The sequence below is a fragment of the Microbacterium terrae genome (assembly GCF_017831975.1).
Classification (GTDB): Bacteria; Actinomycetota; Actinomycetes; order Actinomycetales; family Microbacteriaceae; genus Microbacterium; species Microbacterium terrae.
In genome coordinates this window covers 1153330-1174613 of the sequence record NZ_JAFDSS010000001.1, presented here as the reverse complement: position 1 = coordinate 1174613, position 21284 = coordinate 1153330, and the positions used below count along the sequence as shown (strand labels likewise).

The following is a 21284-nucleotide window of genomic DNA, read 5'->3' as shown; positions in this document are numbered from 1 at the left end:
GCGCGGGCTTCTGCCCCAGGTTACGCCTGGAGCCGGCCGGCGATCGCGTCGCCGATCTGTGCGGTGGTGCGGGAGGCGCCGTCACGCTCCGCGATGTCGTCTTCTACCGCGCGGGTGACGCGCTGGGCCTGGTCCTGCAGCCCGAGGTGATCGAGCAGCAGGGCGACCGAGAGGATCGCGGCCGTGGGGTCGGCCTTCTGCTGTCCTGCGATGTCGGGCGCCGACCCGTGCACGGGCTCGAACATCGAGGGGAACGCGCCGTCGGGGTTGATGTTGCCCGAAGCGGCGAGGCCGATGCCACCGGTGACGGCGCCGGCCAGGTCAGTCAGGATGTCTCCGAAGAGGTTGTCGGTGACGATCACGTCGAATCGGCCCGGGTTCGTGACCAGGAAGATGGTTGCCGCGTCGACGTGCAGGTAGTCTACGGCCACTTCCGGGTGCTCCTGCGCAACGGCGTCCACGACCCGCTGATAGATGCCGCCGGCGTGCACGAGCACGTTCGTCTTGTGCACGAGGGTGAGCTTCTTCGACCGGCGCTCGGCGAGGTCGAACGCATAGCGGACGACACGCTCGACGCCGAAGGCCGTGTTCACCGACGTCTCGTTGGCGACCTCCTGCGGCGTGCCGGTGCGGATCGATCCGCCGTTGCCGACGTACGGGCCCTCGGTGCCCTCGCGCACCACGACGAAATCGATGTCGCCGGGGGCGGCGAGGGGGCCCGGGACGCCCGGGTAGAGCTTGGACGGCCGCAGGTTCACGTAGTGGTCGAGTGCGAAGCGCAGGCGCAACAGCAGTCCGCGCTCGATGTTGGCGTTCTTCAGGCGCGGGTCGCCCGGCACTCCCCCGACGGCGCCGAGCAGGATCGCGTCGTGCGCGGCGATCGCGGCGAGGTCGTCATCGGTGAGGGTGTCACCGGTCTCGAGGTAGCGCGCCGCGCCGAGCGAGAACCGGGTCTTGTCGAAGCGGATGCCGGTGCCGGCGGTCGCGGCATCCAGAACCTTCTCCGCCTCGGCGACCACCTCGGGGCCGATGCCGTCTCCGGGGATGACGGCCAGCTTCGCGACCGTGGACTCATGCGCGCGCGACATCGCACTCCTCGTGCTCAGGGGGTGACGCCCGGCCGCGGGATCAGTGCTCCGGCGCGGACACGGTGCGGGACCCTCCCAGGGTAACGGCCGCGACGACTCCGGCGATCACGACGAGCACCGCGCCGATACACGCGGTCACAACGACGCCCGACTCGAACGCCGTCGCCGCGGCGTCACTGAGGGCCTGCGCGAGCGCCGGGCTCAGGGCCTCGGCGGCGTGCATCGCGCCCGCCAGCGTCTCGCGCGCGGCATCCGCCACCGCCGCCTCCACCCCGACCGGAACGACCAGCTGCGCGCGGTACTGCGCGGTCAGCAGGCCACCGAGCAACGTCGTGCCGAGCACCGCGCCCAGTTCGTACGCGGTCTCCGAGACCGCACTCGCCGCGCCGGCCTTCGCCGGCGGCGCGCTCGCGAGCACGAGTTCGTTCGAGACCGTCTCGGCAGCGCCGATCCCGGTGCCGACCAGCAGGAAGGCCAGCACGAGCAGCGCGACGTCGCCGCTCGTGGCCGTGACGGCGACCATCAGGTAGCCGGCGAGCGAGAACAGCAGCGCCACGGGCACCACGACGCGCGCCGACACCCGCTTCGCGATCGGCACGACGGCGAGCCCGGCGACGATCATCGCGGCGAGTCCCGGCACGAGCGCGAACCCGGACTGCATCGCGGAGAAGCCGAGGACGAGCTGCAGATGCTGCGACACGAAGAACAGGAACCCGACGAGCGCGATCACGCTCAGGAGGTTCACCGCCAGCGCGCCGCTGAAGGTGCCCCGACGGAAGAGCCGCATGTCGAGCATGGGCTCCGGACGGGCGAGCTGCCGGCGGACGAACAGGATGCCGCAGACGAGGCCCACCGCGAACAGCGCCGCGGGCAGGAGGCCGATGCCGTGCACCGCCGCCTCCTTGATGCCGTAGACGACGGGCACGAGGGTCGCCATCGAGAGCAGGATGCTCACGGGATCGATCCGGCCCGGCTTCGGGTCGCGACTCTCGGGCAGCAGGAACGGAGCGAGGATCAGGAGCGGGATCAGCACCGGCACCGACATCAGGAACACCGATCCCCACGCGAAGTGCTCGAGGAGCATGCCCCCGACGATGGGGCCGAGCGCGGCGCCCGCGGAGAACATCGACGCCCAGACGGCGATCGCGAGGCGCCGCTGGTCGCGGTCGGTGAAGACGCTCCGCAGCAGCGACAGGGTCGACGGCATCAGCATCGCCCCGAACACGCCCATGGCCGCGCGCGCGACGATGAGCCACTCGGCGCTCGGCGCGAAGGCCGCGAACACCGACACCGCAGCGAAGCCGGTGGCGCCGATCACGAGCATCCGTCGTCGTCCGAAGCGGTCGCCCAGCGTGCCCATCGTGACCAGCAGTCCTGCCAGCACGAGGGGGTAGGCGTCGATGATCCACAGCTGCTGGGCGCTGGTCGGCTCGAGATCGAGCGCGATCGCGGGGAGCGCGAAGCTCAGCACGGTGTTGTCGACCGAGACGAGCAGCACCGGGAGCATGAGCACGACCAACGCCGCCCAGCCGCGCCAGCCGACGCGCCCGGCGCGCTGGTCGGCGATCACGGGGGTGAGTGCGGTGGTCATTCTGAACTCCAATTTCTTAACCGTCCAGCCGGTATAGTATCAGGATGCCACCCGCCCGGTCGATACCATCGACGACATGAGCCGCCCTCCCCTCGCCCGAGAGAAGGTGCTCGACGCGTTCGAGGCGATCCTCATCGACGACGGTGAGCGCGCCGCGACGATGGACGCCACCGCGCGCGCCGCCGGGGTCTCCAAGGGCGGCCTGCTCTACCACTTCGGATCGAAGGATGCGCTCGAGGAAGGCGTGCTCGAGCGGCTGCGGACACTGGTGGCCGACGACCTCGCAGAGATGGCGGCGTCGCCCGAGGGGCCGATCGCCTACTTCCTGCGCACGTCGGTCATGCAGAACGACCCGCTCGACCGCGCCATCCTGTCGACCTCGCGCCTGGCTCAGGCGGGGCGCGCCGGCGCGGGCGAGGCGCTTCGGGGCGTGCGCGAGCAGTGGGCGGACGCGCTGCGACCCCACGCCAAGGATGAGACGGCGCTCGACCTCGTCATGCTGGTGAGCGACGGGCTGTACTTCAACAACGCTCTCTCGGGCGGGTCGATCCCCGGACCGGTGCCGCAGGGCGCCGCGATGGACGCCCTGATCGCACTCGTGGAGCGCGCCGCGAAGAAGTGAGGCCGCTCAGGACTCGGTGATCTCGATCTGGCGGAACAGGGTCGCCTGGATCGCCGAGCTCACCTCGTCGAGCAGCCCGTCGGCGACCGGCGAATCGACGGTGAGCACCGACAGCGCCTGACCGCCGGCCTCACGGCGAGCGATCTGCATGCCGGCGATGTTGATGCCCGCCTCGCCGAACTTCTGGCCGTAGACCGCGACGATGCCGGGGCGGTCGGTGTAGAGCATCACGATGTGGTGCTGCTCGATGGGCAGCTCGATGGCGTAGTCGTTGATGGCGACCAGCTTCTCGACCTGCTTGGTGCCCGTGAGGGTGCCCGACACCGAGAGCTGCGAGCCGTCGGAGAGCGCGCCGCGCAGCGTGATGACGTTGCGGTACTCGGGGCTGTCCTCGTCGACGATGAGGCGAACCTCGACGCCGCGCTGCTCGGCGAGCAGCGGTGCGTTCACGTACGAGACGGTCTCGCTGACGATGTTGGTGAAGACGCCCTTGAGTGCGGCCAGCTTGAGCACGCTCACGTCGTACGCGTTGAGCTCGCCGTGCACCTCGACGTCGAGCGACGTCAGCGGCGAGTGCGCCAGCGCGGCGAAGATCTGGCCGAGCTTCTCGACGAGCGGGATGCCGGGACGCACGTACGGGTCGATGACACCGCCGGCGACGTTCACCGCGTCGGGGACGAGGTCGCCGCCGAGTGCCAGCCGCACCGAGTTCGCGACCGACACGCCCGCCTTCTCCTGCGCCTCCTCCGTCGACGCACCCAGGTGCGGGGTGACGACGACATTGGGGAGGTCGAGCAGGGCGGCGGCGGTGCCGCCGGCAGCCGGCGGCTCGGAGGTGAAGACGTCGAGACCCGCACCGGCGATCTCGCCGGCGACGAGCGCCTCGCGCAGCGCCTCCTCGTCGATGAGGCCGCCGCGGGCGACGTTGACGACGTACGAGGTGGGCTTCATGAGCTTGAACTGCTCGGCCCCGATCATGCCCGTCGTCTCGGGGGTCTTCGGCATGTGGATGGTGACGAAGTCACTCTGCTCGAGCAACTCGTCGAGAGTCAGCAGCTGCACGCCGAGCTGCTGCGCGCGGGCACTCGTGACATAGGGGTCGTACGCGACGACCTTGGTGCCGAACGCCTGCACCCGGGCGGCGATGAGCGCGCCGATGCGGCCGAGGCCGATGATGCCCACCGTCTTCTCGAACAGCTCGGTGCCGGTGTACGAGCTCCGCTTCCAGGCACCGCCCGCGAGCGAGGCGTGGGCGGCGGGGATGTGGCGGGCCAGCGAGAGGATGTGGCCCACGGTGAGCTCTGCCGCCGAGATGATGTTCGAGGTGGGGGCGTTCACGACCATGACGCCCGCGGTGGTCGCGGTCTTGATGTCGACGTTGTCGAGGCCGACACCCGCGCGGGCGACGACCTTGAGCACCGGAGCCGCGGCGATCGCCTCGGCGTCGATCTTCGTCGCCGAGCGGATGAGCACCGCGTTCGCGTCGGCCAGAGCCGACAGAAGCGCCGGACGATCGGTGCCGTCGACGTTGCGCACGTCGAAGTCGGGCCCCAGGGCGTCGATCGTGGCGGGAGAGAGTTCTTCGGCGATCAGGACGACAGGCTTCGACACGGTGGTTCCTTCGGAGCGGAGCGCGACGGGCGCAGAGCGATGCGGAGATGCCGCGCCGCACGCCAGAGGGGGCGAGGCCTGTGCCAGCCTACCCCGGCCTCCGTCACGGCTCGGACCGTGTGACGCCGCAGGTCAGCCGACGAGCGAGGTGGTGTTGAGCGTCGTGTACGCGACCACGTTGAGCCAGAAGACGGCCACCACGGCGAGGCCCGTGATCAACACGAGGAGCAGGTGGTGCGGCGGGCGACGGAATCCGAGCGCGAACGCGCCGGCGAAGACGATCGCCGGGAAGATCGCCGCGAAGATCCACACGAACCAGCCGAGCGCATTCAAGGAGAAGCCGGCCTCCCCGTAGTACGAGACCGCCTGGATCAGGTTGCCGATCGCGTTCCACACGGCGTACGCGTAGAAGAGCCCCACGAAGCCTGCGATCGTGGCGACGAGCCACATCGGGGTGGCCCGGCGTTCCGGAGTGGCGGATGCACCGGCATCCGGAGTCGTCTCGCTCACTGTCCCACCGCCCCGATCAGCACGAACGGCCACGGCACCAGCAGCACCACGCCCGCGATCAGCCACACGATGCGCACCCACGCCGCGGACCCGCGCGTGAGGAGGAACACGGTCGCGAACCACAGCACCGGTGCCAGGGTCGCGAGCCACAGACTCCCCTGGTACATCGCATCCGTCACCAGGAACGGCCGCCAGCCCTGCAGCCGCAGTCCGCCGATCAGCCACCCGATCGCGTACAGCAGATAGACCCCGCCGAGTACACCCACGGTGATCAGAGTCGCGTTGCCCATCGGCGCACGGTCGACGGATGCCTCCGCGACGGGGGTGTCGTCGGCGCCTGTGACCGGTGCAGGCTCCGGCACGTCGTCGAGGGCACCCGCTCCCCTGCCGACGGCGGTGAAGCCGGCGGGCAGCGGGCGGACCGGCGCGGGCGTCGAGCGAGATGCGTCGGCATCGGCGCCGACGTCGAGAGTGGGATCGTCGTCGCCGTCCCAGGTCAGGGCGTCGTCATCGCGGCCGGAAGTCACTCCCCCAGCGTAGCGACGCGCAGCGCCCGCTCAGTGCGCGACCGGCTGACCCCCCGCGTGCACCAGGTGCGCGCGGACCAACAGGTGGTGCCAGCCCGGCTCCGGGCGCGGTGCCGGTGACGGCTCCATCGAGGCGTCAGCTCCGCGACTGCGCCGCATCCTGCCCCGGAGCGCACGTCGGTCGTCCTCGATGCGACTCGTGGCCAGGTCGTACCCGAGGGTGCTGATGAAGTCCATGATCTCGTCCTCTCGACGTCGGTGTGCTGTGGCCACACTCGCGGCAGCCGGTACTCATCGCCGAGCCGCCCGGTACTCGTGCGGTACTCGCGTATCGGAGCCGCTCTTGACGCGGTATCGGTGCGTCATCACACTGCTCGCATGACCGTCAAGGTTCTGGGGCCGCTGGATGCCGGCGGGGCGAAGCTGAGTCCGCGGGAGCGCGCGATGCTCAGCGCACTCGTGCTGCGCATGGGCGCGGCGCTCGAACCGGCTCAGCTCGCCGACGCCTACTGGGGCGACGACGCGCCCTCAACGTGGCGCCAGCAGGTCAAGACGGCGATCAACCGCATCCGCGGCGAGCTCGGACGCGATTCGGTGATCACCACCGGCGGCGAGTACTCACTCGGGCTCAGCACCGACGCGATCGATGCCGTGAGCATCGAGCGCCTGGTCTCGAGCGCCCGCCAGCACGCGCTCCACGGCGATGCCGACCGCGCCGGTGATCACTACGAACGCGCCCTCGCCCTGTGGCGGGGGCGCCCCTACTCGGAGCTGGCGGCCTGGGATCCGGGCGTGGTCGAGGCGATGCGGCTCACCGAGATCCGCTCCGCCGCCGAGGAGGAGCTCCTCGAAGCCCGGCTGAGCGCGGGCAGCCACCGCGAGGTCGTTCCGGCGGCGGAGAGGCTGGTGCGCGAAGAACCCCTGCGCGAGGCCCGGTGGGCGATCCTCGCACTCGCGCTGTACCGCAGCGATCGGCAGGCGGAGGCTCTGGCCACGATCCGCGCGGCCCGCGAACGCTTCCTCGACGAACTCGGGATCGAGCTCGGCGATCGCCTGCGCGTGCTCGAGACCGCGATCCTGAGGCAGGAGCCGACCCTCGCCGCGTCGGCGGTGCTGTGGGAGGCGAGCCCGGACTGCCCGTATCCGGGCCTCGACGCGTTCGACACAGCGGATGCCGAACTGTTCTTCGGGCGCGATGCCGAGATCGATGCCCTGCTCGCGCGCATCGTCCCGGGTGCGATCGTCGCTGTGGCCGGGCCGTCGGGATCGGGCAAGTCGTCGATCCTGCGCGCGGGTCTCCTCCCGAGACTGCGAGCCGAGCACGGCGGAGCCTCGCTGATCGAGCCGGGGAGGTCGGCGGCTGCGGAGCTCGGGCTCGCCCTCGAGCGGGGCGCGAGTGTCATCGCCATCGATCAGGCCGAGGAGCTGCTGCGTTCCGACGCTCGCGCCGTCGCGGCGTTCTGCGCGCTGGCCCGCGGTCACCTCGACCGAGGCGGGACGATCGTGCTCACCATCCGCAGCGACTTCCTCGACGACGCGACCCGCCTGCCCGACATCGGCGCGGCAGTCGGCGCCGGGGTGTTCGTCGTGCCGCCGCTCAGCGCTGACGGTCTGCGCGCCGCAGTCACCAAACCTGCCCAGCACGCCCGGCTGCGGCTGGAGCCGGGCCTCGTCGAGGTTGTGCTCCGCGACGCAGCCGACCGTGCGTCCACCCTCCCCTACGTGTCGCACGCCCTGCGCGAGACGTGGCTGCGCCGTGAGGGCGCCACGCTCACCGTCACCGGATACGAGGATTCCGGCGGAATCACCGGGGCGATCGCGCAGACCGCGGAGAAGGTGTTCCGCTCGTTCGACCCGGGAGACCAGGAGCTCTGCCGCACGGTGCTCCTGCGGCTCGTCTCGCGCAGCGGCGACGGCACCACCCTGCGCCGGCGGGTCGCCGCGTCGAGCCTGCGTGACTCGGCGGACCGACGGCGCATCATCGACGCGCTCGTCGATGTGCGCCTCGTGAGTGTCGACGACGGCGCGATCGTCATCGCGCACGAGGCGGTCGCAGCGGCGTGGCCGCGACTCGACGGCTGGCTCGAAGACGACGCGGTCGGCGCGCGCCTGATGGCCTGGCTGTCGGCTGCCGCTGCGGACTGGCAGGCGGAAGGGCGCCCCGACGACGCGCTGCTCCGCGGCGGGCGGCTGCGTGCGACACAGGAGTGGATCGAGACCACACGCCCCGATCTCACCGACGTCGAGCGCGCCCTCGTGGCCGCGTCCGCGGCGCGCGACGAAGACGAGCTGCGGACCCTCGAGCGCCGCAGCGCCGCCGAACGCCGGCAGAACCGGCGCCTCCGCGCCCTCCTGACTGGCGCCGGCGTGCTGCTGGTCGCGGCCGTCGCGCTGGGCGGTGTCGCCGCGGTGCAGGCGCGCGAAGCGGGCGCCGCAGCGCTCGATCGGCAGATCGAGGCGATCACGGCGGCCGCCACGGGGCTGCGCTCGACCGAGCGCGCGATGGCCGCGCTCATGGCGGCAGAGGCGTATCGCCGATGGCCCACGGATCAACGCACGCGCTTCGCGCTCATGGCGACCGTCGTCGAAGCGGGGTCGTACCTCGGCTCGGTTCCTCTCGACGGCGCGCCGGAACGGGTGGGCATGTGGCCGATCCCGGGCACCGATGAGATCGTCACGGTGGAGGGTCAGGTCAACCTGCGGGTCCGCGATCTGACGACCGGCGTCGTCGTGCGCGACCTCCGCACCGACCTCCCCGAAACCGATCAGTCGATCCGGCCGTGGGTCCGTGTGAGCGAGGACGGCAGCACGGTCGGCGTGCTCCAGCACTACGGGCGAGGGAGCGAGACCCTCGACGACGACGCCGAGCTGATGATGTTCTTCGACCCGAGCACCGGCGATGCTCTCGGCGAGGGGGTTCGCGTCGATGGCACGGTCGCCGAGACGGTCGAGGTGAGCGCAGACGGGCACCGCGCGACATGGGCGACGCAGGGTGAGGTCATCGTGGTCGACCGGGAGCGCGGCGAGGTCCGCCGGCGCGTCGTCACGGGTCCGGTGACCACCGGCGAGCAGACCATCGCGGCGTCCGCATTCTCGCCCGAGGGCGAGATCATCGTCGGCATCCCAGACGGTGCCGTCCTCACTCTCGACCCGGTCACGCTCGAAGAAGTCCGTCGGGTGAGCGTGCCCGAGGGTCGATTCGACACCGGGCTGAAGGTGGCCGAGGACGGATCGGTCTTCGGCGTCGGTTCGGTCGGGATCGGCGCCCTCGATCCGGACGGGGCACTCCTCTGGGAGCGCCGGTTCCAGCGTCACTGGGAATGCAGCCGGATCGCCGTGTCGTCCCGCTGGGACACCGCCGCGTGCGGCGATGAAGTCGGCATGGTGCAGCGCTGGTCGCTGACGACCGGTGACCAGATCGCCCCGCCCTTCGAGAACGAGACGAGCGGGGCCGGCGACCTGGCCTTTCGGTCCGGCACGCCCGACCTGCTCATGCTCACGGCGATCGCGCCGGTCGTCGGCACCCTGCGCGTGGACGGCGGCGGCACAGTCGCCGAGCCGATGCTCGACGACTGGATCCCCTGGAACGTTCCCGGTGGCGCCCTCGACACCGACGGAGGTCGCGTGGTGCTGCAGGCGCGTGAGGACGTCATCGACGACCCGTTCGCGCAGCACTCCTACCGCGTGTGGGACCTCGATTCCGGGGCCGTCACCTTCCGGGTTCCGGAGGATCTCGCATCCCCGCCCGCCGATCCGATCTTCGACGTGCGGTTCATCGATCTCGACCGGCTGCTGGGCTGGCAGGTGGCGATCGACGATGAGACGAAGGAGGAGACGTGGCGCGCGGCGGTGATCTCGCTCGCCGACGGCTCCGTCACCTACCCCGACCTGCCGGAGGCCGCCTACGAGTTCTACCCCGGTTCGCGCGGCGATCATGCCTACGTGACCACCCAGGCGGGGGTGATCCACACGCTCGATCCCCGCTCGTTCAGGGAGGTCGCCGCGCCGATTCAGCTCGAGCGCGAACGCGAGCCGTTCACGGTCCTCGAGTCGCCAGACGGCACCAAGCTGCTCGCTCAGCAGTGGGGTCCCGAGCAGCCGCCGCTGCGCACGATGCTGTACGACGCCGCGACGGGAGATCTCCTCGCCGAGACGCGGGATGCCGCCCATGCCGCCTGGATCACGCCGGACGGCACCGTCTACACGGCCGACAACTACAGCGTGACGCGCCGGGCAGCGGAGGACCTCGAGCCGAACGGTCCCGTCGCCAACGCCGCGGGGGTGCAGATGCTCAGCGGCGACGACGCCGGAGAGATCCTCATGTCGTGGGGCGGACGGGGCGAAGTCGGGCTCTTCGACGTCCGATCGCAGCGTCAACTCGGCGGCCGGATCTGGGCATCGGATGTCGGTACTCCCGTGCTCCTGCCCGATGCGGGCGCGATCCTGCTCCCGACGCGGTTCGGCACCGCGACGATGAGTCTCGAGCCCGACGCGCACTTCGCCGCCGCATGCCGCATCGCCGGGCGCGACATGACGGATGCCGAGTGGTCGACCTACCTCGGCGATCTCGGGAAGCGCGTCGACACCTGCGCCGATGTCCTGGGCTGATCTGCGTCCTCGTCCCGCGTGCCGTGATCGACGGTGACCGACTGCGTCGCGACCGTCTTCTCGTGCTGCAGCGCCACGTCGACCGCGAAGGCGTCGTCCTCGGCCGTGTAACGCCCCTGGACCCCCGCTGCGACGACGTTCCACGGTCGCTCGTTCGAGAGCACTGCCGGGTCGCCGTCGTCGGCGACGAACTGCCCGTAGTCGTACGGGTGGCTGGCGGATGCCTCGAGCGGCACCGAGAGCGTGTCGACGGCCAGGGCGCCGCCGGCCAGGTCGAGCTGGAGCAGTCGCTGGAAGCCCGTCGCCCGTTCTCCGGTGTGGGTGCGGAACTCCTGATAGTCGGCGAGCGCCTCGACCACCGTGTGCCCGGCGATCCCGCCGGCGTCTTCGGTGACGATCGTCCCCACACCGTGGAAGTGACCCGACAGCACGAGGAAGACGTTCCGGTGCGGCGCGACCACCCGCTCCCACAGCAGGTCGCCGTGCGACACCCAGCGCGACGTCGTCGACCGCTCCGCATCCACGCCGCCGCCGTGCGGTGTGAGGTGCTCGTGGGTGGCGATGATCACGTTCGCATCGGGATGCGCGCGCACCACGTCCTCCGCCCAGACGACCTCGTCCTCGCCGTACGCGTACGGCAGCGACACGACGACGAAGTCCGCGCCGGCTGCGGAGAAGCGCGACCAGTTCGCGCTGTTGTCGCCGGGGGCGATCGAGCCGCCGTACCAGCGTTCGCCGCGGTACCGCGACGGCGGGAAGAACTCGTTGAACAGCTCGTTCGTGACCCCGCGCTTGTTGTCGTGGTTGCCGGGCAGCACGCTGTTCGCGACCCCGGCGTCATCGAGCACCGCCTGCATCTGCGAGGCCGTCTCGTACTCGCGGCGCGCCCGTTCCTCGCGTTGATCGGGATCCACCCAGTTCTGCACGAGGTCTCCGGTGTGCACCGAGAATGCGATCCTCCCGGCTGCCGAATTGGCCGCGATCCACCCGACCTGCGCCGCGTACACCTCGGGGTACGCCTCGGTGTAGTACTGCGTGTCGCTGAGGTGGCTGATCGCGAGGTCGTAGTCGGCCGGATCGGCGAGCCCCGAGGCATCCGTCATCGCGGACGGATCCGACGGCACCACCTGCACCAGGATCTCGGCGACGCCGTCGGGCGTCTCGCCGCCGCGCAGCGCCCCGGTCAGCGTCACCACGGCGGCATCCCCCGCCCCCGTCCCGGTGCCGGAGTCGAGTTCCCGCCAGGCGGCACGCGCCGGACTCCACACCGACAGCCGCAGGGCGGTGCGACCGGTCGTGCGGCCGGTCCAGGTGAGCGGGTCCGATGCCTCGGCGCGCACGCCGAAGCGGAGGTACGGCAGGGCGTACCCGTCGTCGGACGCCGCGGGCGGTCCTTCGACGGACCAGGCCGTCTCGTCCACTCCCCGCCGCGACGACAGGGGTGCCGCGGAGGCACCCGTGTACGCCCACTCGATCGCGGCATCACCTACGTCCGCCACACCGTCGACCCGCGCGGATCCGGCCGTCAGCACCGCCGTGTAACCCGTGACGTCCCCGTCTCCGCGCCCGGCGCCTGCGGCCAGCAGCCCCACGTCGACGGGCGCGAGATGAGTCAGCACGCCGGGCGACGCGGGCGCTGCCCGGAAGTCGCGGGTGTCGTCGCCGGTCGATGCGGTGCGCTGGTACGTCTCGCCGCGGAGCCGGTCTACGCCGAATGTCGGCAGCGCGAGCCCGTTCGTGCAGGGACTCTCGCGATCGACGCTGCCGTCCATCTCGTTTCGGTGGTAGATGCCGACCCCGTCCCTGCGCCGGCCGACGGCATCCTCCACCCAGACACCGGCGCCCGCCATCTCGAGGGCCTCGGGGAAGGTCGCATCCGCCGCGCCGGCATCGGGCGTTCCGGCGAGTGTCAGCAGCCAGGCGTCGCCCGCATCGAGCACGGTCCCCGCGGGGACGGTGGCGAGATCGTCGAAGCGCCGGAAGCCGTCGCGCCCGCAGGCGATCACCCGCCACCCCGAGATGTCGACGGCGTCGTCGCCGACGTTGCCGAGTTCGACGAGGTTGCGGCGACGTTGACCCGGCACCTCGGGATCTGCGGCGATCTCGGTCACCACGACCGAGGCCGTACCGCCGCTCGAGACCCGATCGATCGCCGACGACTGCTCGATGTTCGCATCTCCGGGGGTGCGCGGCCCGACGACCCACCCGCCGGCCGTGGTGCGCTGCCAGCTCTCGCCGGTGCGGTAGTCGAGGGTCGCCGGCAGCTTGTCGTGTCCGCGCTGACACGCGGTGTCGCCGAGCGACGACACGGACACGCCATCGACTCGACGCCCGTCGGCATCCACGAGCAGCACGCCCGAGACGAGGTCCGCGAGCGACGTGTCGGTTCGCACGTCCGCATCATCCGAGAATCCGGGGCCGCCGATCACGAGCCGCGCGCCCGCCGCGAGTGTGTCGCCGGCACCGAAGACGTGCTGCAGCGACGCGGCATCCGCCACGCCCGCTGCCGTGCAGCGGTACAGGCGCCAGCCGGTGAGGGGCTGCTCGCTGCCTGTCGTGTTGCGCAGTTCGATCACGTCGTCGCCGTGGCCTGCCGGTCCCGCCGCCGCCACCTCCTCGATGCGCACCGCCGCGTCCAGGGCGACGGTCGGCGCGCCCAGTCGTGGCGACCCCGGCGTGGCTCGCGCTCGCACCCATCCGCTCGACGCGCGCTGCCAACTCTCGTCGAGCGCCCAGGCGAGGGCGACGGGCAGGTTGGATTCCTCGCCGCACTCGCTCTGCGTCGTGGCGGGAGCATCCGGATACACCGCCACCGCGTCGGCGGTCGCACCCGAAGGATCGAGAAGAATCAGGCCGAACCCGGTCGACGAGAGCGGGCGCGCGAACGACGCCTCCGCTGCCCGGGCACCGCCGGACCAGCCGACCGTGAGCACCCCGCCGGGGGTGAGCACGACATCGGTCAGGTCGATCTCGGGAGCCGTGCGCGGTGCGCGGAGTCCTGCCTCATCGCAGCGGTACAGCGCCCAGCCGGTGAGCGAGACGGGCTCGTCACCGTCGTTGCGCAGTTCGAAGAAGGCGTCGGATGCTCCGCCCGGTCCGCCGTTCGTGATCTCGGAGACGACCACAGAGGCGGTGGCCGCAGTGGTCACCGCCTCGACGGCTCCGGAGTGACGCTCTGCGCCGGACCCTGGTGGTGCGGCGACCCCCACGAGGAGGCATCCCAGCACCGACCCGATGATCCCCGCCCGGCGGGTCGCGACGCGCACGGCTCGAGCGTTCCCCGGCGAGGTGAACCGGCGGCGACGGGCGCCGCAGGAGCGGGTGAACAGTGAGCGCCCGGCACGATTGGAATGCTCGTGCCGGGCGCGTGGGACTGATCAGTGCGAGAACCGGATGCGGCCTGCAGGCGGTGCGATGCGCCGCCGCAGCCACACCCCGATGCGCTCGATCGCCGTCACGGCGGGCCGCTCGGGAGTGAGCGTCGCGCCGCGGTCGGCGATGCTGGCGAGCATCGCGATCTCGCGGTCCAGGGCCGCCGCCCGAGCTTCGTTCAGACGCGCGGCCACGGTCGTCTGGTGCAGATCCATGGCCTTTCCTTCCTCGTGTCGATCGCCGGTGGGCGACTCGTGGTTAGTGAGAGAGCGGCGGCGCGGTGCAGATACATGCGGTGGGCTCAGTCGTCTGCGCCGTCGACGCAGAGCACACGCCAATCGGCGTGCTCGATCAGCACGTACTGGCGGCACCCGTCCTCGAAGCCGCGGGCGGACCGTTCCCGCTCCAGCTGCTCGGCGATCCGGTCGGCCGGCACGACGGGATCGATCGCGGCCGGTCTCATCGTCCCGGCGCCCGGTGCCGGGTTCGACGTCCTGGCCGGGGCGCCGGCCCCGACCGTCTGACAACCCGCGAGCACGAAGGCTGCGACGATCAGGGCTGCGGCGAAGTGAAGCGGGGCAGGCCGCCCCGAGTGCGAGATGTTCATGTCCAGCCTCCTGTTCGGTCGGCGCTGACCGCCGGCGATGGATCCACCGTTGCGCGCGCCGATATCCCGACGGTCTCGCCCGATATCCGGGCGATATCCGCGCGCGAGCGACACCATTGACGCCGCCTGCAGGCGCTCGCACACTGACCTCATGACCATCCGGGTGCTGGGGCCCATGGACACGGGCGAGCTGCGTCTCGGCCCGCGCGAGCGCGCGGTGCTGTCGGCGCTCATCGTCCGCCGTGGCACGAGCATGACTCCGGACGAGATCGCCGAGGCGTGGTGGGGCGACACACCTCCGGCGACCTGGCAGCAGCAGGTGCGCAACTCCGTCGCCCGTATCCGCACCCGCCTGGGGCGCGATGCCGTCGAGACCGTCGCGACCGACTACCGCCTCGCCCTCGACGGCGAGACGATCGACGCCGTCCGATTCGAGCGCCTCGTGTCGGAGGCACGCGGGCATGCCCTGTGCGCAGAGCACGACCGGTCGGTCGATGCCTATCGCCGCGCGCTCTCCCTCTGGCGCGGCACCGCCTACCCCGATCTCGGCTCCTGGGAGCCGGGTCTCGCCGAGGCGGAGCGCCTCGCGTCGCTGCGCGCCGACGCCGAGGAGGAGCTCCTCGACGAGCGTCTGCACATCGGCGAGCACTCCGTGATGATCCCCGAAGCGGAGCGCCTGGTGCGCGCCGAGCCGCTGCGCGAGGACCGATGGGCGATCCTGGCGCTGGCCAACTATCGCACCGAGCGGCAGGCCGAGGCGCTCGCCGTGATCCGCGCCGCGAAGGCGCGATTGGCCGACGAGCTCGGCATCGAGCCCGGTGATCGGCTGCGGGAGCTCGAGACGGCGATCCTGCGGCGCGACTCCACTCTGGATCCGCCCGTCGTCTCGGCTCCGACCAGCGAGGACTGCCCGTACCCGGGCCTGCGTGCGTTCGGCCCCGACGACCACGAGTTCTTCTGCGGCCGCGCCGACGAGGAGGAGGCTCTCGCCGAACGCGTCCGCCCCGGTGCTCTCGTCGTCGTGGCCGGTCCCTCCGGCTCCGGCAAGTCGTCGCTCGTGCTCGCGGGTGTGGTTCCTGCGCTGCGCGCCCGTGGACGAGACGTGACGATCGCGCGGCCCGGAACGGGTGTCGACCGGGCGAGCGCTGCGATCCTCGTCATCGACCAGGCCGAAGAGGCCTTCGCGGCAGACGCCGATGCCGGCGAGCTCGACCGCGTCATCGCGGCGGCCATCCACGACGGCCGATCGGTCGTCGTCACGATCCGCTCGGGCGATCTCGATGCGCTGCGCGCGCTGCCGCTCATCGGCGACAGCGTGGGTCGCGGGGTGTTCCTCCTGGGTCCGATGTCGGCCGAGTCGTGGCGCGAAGCCGTCGAGGAGCCCGCGCACCGGGCCGGACTGCGCGTCGAGCCCGGACTCACCGAGCTCGCCCTCCGCGATTCCGGCGACCGCGCCTCGACCCTCCCGCACCTCTCTCACGCGATGCGTGAGACCTGGCGGCGGAGAGAGGGGGCCACCCTCACGGTCGCCGGATACGAGGCTGCGGGTGGGATCGCGGGGGCGATCGCCCTCTCTGCCGAGCGCGTCTACCGCGAACTCGGCCCCGCCGACCAGGCGGTGTGCCGCGCGCTCATGCAGCGGCTGCTCGAACGTCGGCCCGACGGCATGGCCGACCGCCGTGAGGTGGCGACCGCGCCGATCCTCGGCGATCCCGCGCGGCGCCGCGTCGTCGAGCTCCTCGTGCGCGAACGGATCCTGACCGTCGCTGACGACACCGTCATGGTCGCGCACGAAGCCGTCGCGCAGGCCTGGCCGCGTCTCGACCAGTGGCTGCAGGAGGATGCGTCGCGCGCCGAGTCGCTCCGGGTCATCGAAGCCGGTGCCGTGGCGTGGGAGCGGGGCGGCCGGTCTGACGACGACCTGCTTCGCGGATCCCGCCTCTCGGCCTTGGCGCCCTGGCGCGACGGACCCTCCTCCGAACTGACGCCGCGGGAGCGCGCGTTCGTGGAGGCCTCAGTCGCCCACGAGGAGGCAGAGGTGCGGGATCTGCGTGACAGGGCCGACCTCGAGCGCACGCGCAACCGGGTGCTGCGCGGCGCGCTGGCCGTCGCCGCCTCGCTCGCCGTCGTCGCCCTGATCGCCGGTGGCGCCGCACTGGTTCAGGGCAGAGGCGCCGCCGAAGCCGCCGAGGACCAGCGCATCGAAGCACTCACGGCGACCGCGATGTCTCTGCCCACCTCCGATCGGGAGGTGTCGGCGCTCCTGGCCGCCGAGGTCGCCCGCCGCTGGCCCGACGACTCTCGCGGTCGATCGGCGCTCCTCGGGGCGGTGACGGCGTCCGATGGACTCGCCTCCCGCATCGTGCTCCCCGAGGCCTCGATGACGTACGCCCGGCTGATCCCGGGCACACGCACGATGCTGGTGGTCGAGGACTTCGCACTGCCCGCATCCGGACCACGCCCTCCCGCACGCGTGCGCGTCATGGGCGTCGACGACGGATCGCTCTCACCGCCGCTGGCCGTCGACCTTCCGGAACTGCCCACCGAATACGGTCGCAACGTCGCGATCTCGCCCGACGGCGACACGGCGGTGGTGCAGACACCACGGCTGCGTGACGCGGACGACTCGGAGACGTGCTGCGCGAACATGCTCACGTTCATCGACCTCAAGACGGGCGCGGGGATCGGAGACACGCTCGACCTCGACAGCCGCACCGGCGAGTTCCCGGCCTTCAGCGATGACGGCGACACGCTCTACCTCGTCCACACGGTCGAGGCGGATCCGATCGCCGTCGACGTCCGGACCGGCACCGTCACGACGCCGACGCCGCGCGACCCAGCTGCGTACGCCGGCAAGTCGGGGCACTACAACAGCGTCGCCTTCCTCGACGGACGGGTCTACATCGGAACCGGCACCGGCCTCGCCGTCTACGACCCCGAGACCCTGGAGCGTGTCGAGACGATCGAGGTCGCCGAGGAGGAGTCCACCTCGTTCCAGCTGGTTCCCGACGGGACGGGCGGCCTCCTCGTCCTCGGATGGGACTCCGTGGGCCGCTGGATTCCGGACGCCCCCGGCCTCGGCTGGAGACGGGAGGGAAAGGATGTGCGCTGCGATCTCGCCGCGCCCGTCGACGACGCCACCGCCCTGGTCTGCGCGTCGTGGACCGAGGGCGCGGTGAAGCTCCGCATGGCGGACGGCGTGGTGACCGGTGAGCCGTTCCCGGTGCTCAGCGACTGGCTGGGGGCGGTCGACGCCCTGCCCGACACGAACGAGATCGTCATCACGATCGCCCGGAGCGACCCGTCCATCCAGCGCTGGCGGATGGACGGCGCGCCGTCGATCACGACCCCGATCGCCGACGGACAGGTCCCGATGCACGGCTTCGGCATGGGCGGCACCCAGATCATCACGCAGTCGATCGCGGACGCTCGCGACGGAGAGAGGGCGACCCGATACCGCTGGGATATCGCCTCCGATGCCGCCGTCTCCGGTCCCGGGGACTGGTACTGGGCCGACGACGGCGTCATCGCGAACGGCACCGAGGAGGGCGGTGTGACGCTCCAGGATGCGGCGACGGGCGCCTCCTGGAGCGTCGAGCGCGCCGCGGACGCGGAACACGAGTTCTGGGTGCACGACGGCGGCGCCGGTCCGCACGCCTTCGCGATCGGTCGCTCCACGATCACCCCGATCGATCCGACCACGGGCGCCGTCGCGGGTGCGACGATCGGGCCGTTCGACTCCGATCTGTTCGAGCGCGGTGCGTCGGTCTCGGAGCTCTCCGACGGCGGGCGCTACGCCGTCACGTGGTGGGACGAGACACGCGTCGGCATGGTGACCGTCGTGTACGACCGCGAGACCGGAAGGGAGATGGCGAGCGGCCTGGAAGGCGACGTGTTCGTCGTCGCCGTCCCCGGCGACGAGCTGGTCAGCGCCAGTGCGTCGCGGCTGGTCCGCAGCACCGCTGATCTCGCTCCCGTCTCCGCGTTCGCGCGGTCCTCCACCGCTCCGGACTACATGGAGGTCTCCGCCGACGGCAGGACGCTGCTCCTGACGACCTACGGCAAGGAGGCCGCGCTCTACGACCTCGAAGGAGGACGCAAGCTCGGGAGCGACATCGAGGTCGGGCATGTCGACCGTCCCACGGTGCCGGCCGCCTTCCTCAGCCCCGACGGCGAGAGCATGGTGACCCCATCCGAGACCGGGGTCCTGCTCTGGGACCTCTCGCCCTTCGCTCTCCGCATCGCCGCATGCCGCATCGCCGGGAGGGAACTCACCGAACTCGAGTGGCGCACCTACTTCGGGGACGAGCCGCAGACGCCGACCTGCGCCGACGTGCTCCCCTGAGCCGTCGCAGGGCGGTCAGCCCCGTGCGGCGGCCACGGCTGCGGCCACGATCGCCGCATCTGTCGCGTCGTGGCCGGGGGCGCCGCCACCTGGGCCGGAGACTGCTGAATGACCGACCCGCGTGCGCGCCGACAGGTGCACCGAGTCGACCCCCGCGGCGCGGAGCGCCCCGACGTCTTCCGGCCGCACGCCACCGCCCGCCATGACCTCGATCCCGCCCTGCGCGGCGAAACCCGCGAGCGCGGCGAGGCCGTCGATCGATCGGGGTGCGCCGCCGCTCGTGAGAACACGGGTGACACCGGCAGTGACGAGCGCGTCGAAGACGGCTGAGGGGTCGGCTGCCGCGTCGATGGCGCGGTGAAAGGTGACCGATGACTCCCCCGCCGCGTCCTGCCACCGGCGCACGGCCTCGACGTCGACCCCGCCTGCGGAGTCGAGCGCCCCGACCACCACGCCGCCCGCACCACGGGCGACGGCTGCGCGGATGTCCGCCGCCACGACCGCGATCTCGTCGGAGTCGTACGCGAACCCTCCGCCCCGGGGCCGGATGAGCACGTGGACGATCGCCGGATCGACCGCTGCCAGAGTCGCTTCCAGGATGCCGAGCGACGGCGTGATCCCGCCCATCTCGAGCCCCTGGCAGAGCTCGAGCCGGTCGGCGCCCGCTCCGACGGCGATCCGCGCCCCAGCAGCATCCTGGACGGCGATCTCGACGGCGATCTCTCGGTGCATCCGCCCAGCCTAGAGCGGCAGGGAGCACCCCCGGAACGCCGGACGCCCGGCCCCCGCGAGGGAACCGGGCGTCCGGGAACGACGAAGGTCAGCGCGCGGCAGAGCCCTCGACGTAGTCGGCGTCCTGCTGCTTCCACGCGAACAGTGCGCGCAGGTCCTTGCCCACGGCCTCGATCGGGTGGGCCGCAGCCTTGGCACGCAGCTCCTGGAACTCGACGGCACCGTTGTCCTGGTCGCCGATGAAGCGCTCCGCGAAGGCACCCGACTGGATGTCGCCGAGAACCGCCTGCATGTTCTCCTTGACGTGCGGGTCGATCACGCGCGGGCCCGAGACGTAGTCGCCGTACTCGGCGGTGTCGGAGACCGACCAGCGCTGCTTGGCGATGCCGCCCTCCCACATGAGGTCGACGATGAGCTTCAGCTCGTGGAGCACCTCGAAGTAGGCGATCTGCGGCTGGTAGCCGGCCTCGGTGAGGGTCTCGAAGCCGTACTGGACGAGCTGCGAGACGCCGCCGCAGAGCACGGCCTGCTCGCCGAACAGGTCGGTCTCGGTCTCTTCGGTGAACGTCGTCTTGATGACGCCCGCACGCGTGCCGCCGATGGCCTTGGCGTACGACAGCGCGGTCGCCCAGGCCGAGCCCGACGCGTCGCGCTCGACGGCGATGATGTCGGGGATGCCGCGGCCGGCGACGTACTCGCGACGCACCGTGTGACCGGGCGCCTTCGGGGCGACGAGGATCACGTCGACACCCTCGGGGGCGTCGATGTAGCCGAAGCGGATGTTGAACCCGTGCGCGAACGCGAGGGTCTTGCCCGGCGCGAGGTTCGGCTGGATGTGGTCGCTGTAGATGCCGCGCTGGTGCTGGTCGGGCGCGAGGATCATGATCAGGTCGGCCCACGCGGTGGCGTCGGCGACGGACTTCACCTCGAAGCCGTCCTCCTGCGCCTTCTCGGTCGACTTCGAGCCGTCCTTGAGGGCGATGACGACCTCGACGCCCGAGTCGCGCAGGTTCTGTGCGTGTGCGTGGCCCTGCGAGCCGTAGCCCACGATCGCCACCTTCTTGCCCTGGACGATGCTCAGGTCGGCATCGTCGTCGTAGAAGATCTCAGCCATCTTCGTGTTCTCCTTGTGTATCGCTGGTCTGGGGTTGTATCGGTCAGCCGCGCAGGACGCGCTCGGTGATGCTCTTGCTGCCGCGGCCGATGGCGAGCAGGCCCGACTGGGCGAGCTCCTTGATGCCGAACGGCTCGAGTGCGCGAAGGAACGCGTCGATCTTGCCGGTGTCGCCGGTGATCTCCGCGACGATCGAGTCGGGGGCGTAGTCCACGACCGAGGCGCGGAACAGGTTCACGACCTCGAGCACGTTCGACCGCGTGGTGTTGTCGGCGCGCACCTTCACGAGCATGTGCTCGCGCTGCACCGAGGTGCTGAAGTCGAGCTCGACGATCTTGAGCACGTTGACGAGCTTGTTGAGCTGCTTCGTCACCTGCTCGAGCGGGAGCTCCTCGACATCGACGACCACCGTGATGCGCGAGAGACCCGGCACCTCGGTGACGCCCACGGCGAGCGAGTTGATGTTGAAGCCGCGGCGGGCGAAGAGCCCGGCCACACGGGTCAGCAGACCCGGCTTGTCCTCGACGAGGAGGCTCAGCACGTGTGTCGACATGGCG

15 protein-coding genes are annotated in these 21284 nt (G+C 71.3%); 3 read left to right on the top strand and 12 right to left on the bottom strand.

The features are described from left to right. Positions 1–20 precede the first annotated feature (20 nt). Positions 21–1088, bottom strand: coding sequence for a 3-isopropylmalate dehydrogenase (locus JOD63_RS05380; protein WP_045276289.1), 1068 nt, complete (start codon positions 1086–1088; stop codon positions 21–23). A 40-nt stretch (positions 1089–1128) separates the two neighbouring features. Continuing rightward, a complete protein-coding gene (locus JOD63_RS05375) occupies positions 1129–2679 on the bottom strand; it encodes an MFS transporter (RefSeq protein ID WP_045276290.1) in 1551 nt (516 codons plus the stop codon). A gap of 76 nt (positions 2680–2755) precedes the next feature. Between JOD63_RS05375 and JOD63_RS05370 the strand changes: the two genes are divergently transcribed. After that, positions 2756–3301 carry a TetR/AcrR family transcriptional regulator gene (locus JOD63_RS05370; protein WP_045276291.1) on the top strand — a complete coding sequence of 182 codons (546 nt, stop codon included), beginning with the start codon at positions 2756–2758 and terminating at the stop codon, positions 3299–3301. A gap of 6 nt (positions 3302–3307) precedes the next feature. On the opposite strand, the gene serA is transcribed toward JOD63_RS05370, so the two are convergent. The 4 genes from serA to JOD63_RS05350 all read right to left on the bottom strand — a co-directional run bounded on the left by serA (position 3308) and on the right by JOD63_RS05350 (position 6186). Further along, the gene (gene serA, locus JOD63_RS05365) at positions 3308–4912 is read right to left on the bottom strand and encodes a phosphoglycerate dehydrogenase (RefSeq protein WP_045276292.1); all 1605 of its coding nucleotides are present in this window, start codon (positions 4910–4912) and stop codon (positions 3308–3310) included. Between the two features lie 132 nt (positions 4913–5044). Beyond that, on the bottom strand, positions 5045–5422 hold the full coding sequence (locus JOD63_RS05360; protein WP_245618023.1) for a bacitracin resistance protein: 378 nt from the start codon (positions 5420–5422) through the stop codon (positions 5045–5047). Beyond that, positions 5419–5949, bottom strand: a complete 531-nt coding sequence (locus JOD63_RS05355) for a hypothetical protein (protein ID WP_045276294.1) — start codon at positions 5947–5949, stop codon at positions 5419–5421. Before JOD63_RS05355 ends, JOD63_RS05360 begins: the two co-directional genes overlap by 4 nt. Positions 5950–5979: 30 nt before the next feature. Further along, entirely contained in the window at positions 5980–6186 is a 207-nt protein-coding gene (locus tag JOD63_RS05350; RefSeq protein WP_045276295.1) for a hypothetical protein, read from the bottom strand. Between the two features lie 141 nt (positions 6187–6327). On the opposite strand from JOD63_RS05350, the gene JOD63_RS05345 reads away from it, so the two are divergent. Then, on the top strand, positions 6328–10557 hold the full coding sequence (locus JOD63_RS05345; protein WP_052682538.1) for an nSTAND1 domain-containing NTPase: 4230 nt from the start codon (positions 6328–6330) through the stop codon (positions 10555–10557). Here the strand turns inward: JOD63_RS05345 and JOD63_RS05340 are convergent. The 3 genes from JOD63_RS05340 to JOD63_RS05330 all read right to left on the bottom strand — a co-directional run bounded on the left by JOD63_RS05340 (position 10503) and on the right by JOD63_RS05330 (position 14653). Then, complete coding sequence (locus JOD63_RS05340; protein ID WP_052682539.1) at positions 10503–13823, bottom strand: lamin tail domain-containing protein; 3321 nt, start codon at positions 13821–13823, stop codon at positions 10503–10505. The genes JOD63_RS05345 and JOD63_RS05340 overlap by 55 nt on opposite strands. 111 nt (positions 13824–13934) lie before the next feature. Then, positions 13935–14144 (bottom strand): hypothetical protein, encoded by a 210-nt coding sequence (locus tag JOD63_RS05335; protein WP_052682540.1) that lies wholly within the window; start codon positions 14142–14144, stop codon positions 13935–13937. Between the two features lie 86 nt (positions 14145–14230). Continuing rightward, on the bottom strand, positions 14231–14653 hold the full coding sequence (locus JOD63_RS05330; RefSeq protein WP_169748412.1) for a hypothetical protein: 423 nt from the start codon (positions 14651–14653) through the stop codon (positions 14231–14233). Between the two features lie 34 nt (positions 14654–14687). On the opposite strand from JOD63_RS05330, the gene JOD63_RS05325 reads away from it, so the two are divergent. Continuing rightward, positions 14688–18881, top strand: coding sequence for an nSTAND1 domain-containing NTPase (locus JOD63_RS05325; protein ID WP_045276297.1), 4194 nt, complete (start codon positions 14688–14690; stop codon positions 18879–18881). 15 nt (positions 18882–18896) lie between these two features. Here the strand turns inward: JOD63_RS05325 and JOD63_RS05320 are convergent, their stop codons facing one another. The 3 genes from JOD63_RS05320 to ilvN form a co-directional block, all read right to left on the bottom strand. Further along, a complete protein-coding gene (locus tag JOD63_RS05320) occupies positions 18897–19613 on the bottom strand; it encodes a copper homeostasis protein CutC (RefSeq protein WP_045276298.1) in 717 nt (238 codons plus the stop codon). 88 nt (positions 19614–19701) lie between these two features. After that, entirely contained in the window at positions 19702–20727 is a 1026-nt protein-coding gene (gene ilvC, locus JOD63_RS05315) for a ketol-acid reductoisomerase (RefSeq protein WP_045276299.1), read from the bottom strand. 43 nt (positions 20728–20770) lie between these two features. Beyond that, positions 20771–21280: an acetolactate synthase small subunit gene (gene ilvN / locus JOD63_RS05310; RefSeq protein ID WP_045276300.1), complete on the bottom strand. Its 510-nt coding sequence runs from the start codon at positions 21278–21280 to the stop codon at positions 20771–20773. Between the last annotated feature and the right edge of the window lie 4 nt (positions 21281–21284).

Excerpts from the sequence above, each read along its gene's own strand:
- JOD63_RS05375 (WP_045276290.1), bottom strand. The coding sequence starts at position 2,679 with ATGACCACCGCACTCACCCCCGTGATCGCCGACCAGCGCGCCGGGCGC.
- JOD63_RS05330 (WP_169748412.1), bottom strand. The coding sequence starts at position 14,653 with ATGGTGTCGCTCGCGCGCGGATATCGCCCGGATATCGGGCGAGACCGT.
- JOD63_RS05350 (WP_045276295.1), bottom strand. The coding sequence starts at position 6,186 with ATGGACTTCATCAGCACCCTCGGGTACGACCTGGCCACGAGTCGCATC.
- JOD63_RS05345 (WP_052682538.1), top strand. The coding sequence starts at position 6,328 with ATGACCGTCAAGGTTCTGGGGCCGCTGGATGCCGGCGGGGCGAAGCTG.
- JOD63_RS05325 (WP_045276297.1), top strand. The coding sequence starts at position 14,688 with ATGACCATCCGGGTGCTGGGGCCCATGGACACGGGCGAGCTGCGTCTC.
- JOD63_RS05335 (WP_052682540.1), bottom strand. The coding sequence starts at position 14,144 with ATGGATCTGCACCAGACGACCGTGGCCGCGCGTCTGAACGAAGCTCGG.
- ilvC (WP_045276299.1), bottom strand. The coding sequence starts at position 20,727 with ATGGCTGAGATCTTCTACGACGACGATGCCGACCTGAGCATCGTCCAG.
- JOD63_RS05370 (WP_045276291.1), top strand. The coding sequence starts at position 2,756 with ATGAGCCGCCCTCCCCTCGCCCGAGAGAAGGTGCTCGACGCGTTCGAG.
- ilvN (WP_045276300.1), bottom strand. The coding sequence starts at position 21,280 with ATGTCGACACACGTGCTGAGCCTCCTCGTCGAGGACAAGCCGGGTCTG.
- JOD63_RS05320 (WP_045276298.1), bottom strand. The coding sequence starts at position 19,613 with ATGCACCGAGAGATCGCCGTCGAGATCGCCGTCCAGGATGCTGCTGGG.
- JOD63_RS05380 (WP_045276289.1), bottom strand. The coding sequence starts at position 1,088 with ATGTCGCGCGCGCATGAGTCCACGGTCGCGAAGCTGGCCGTCATCCCC.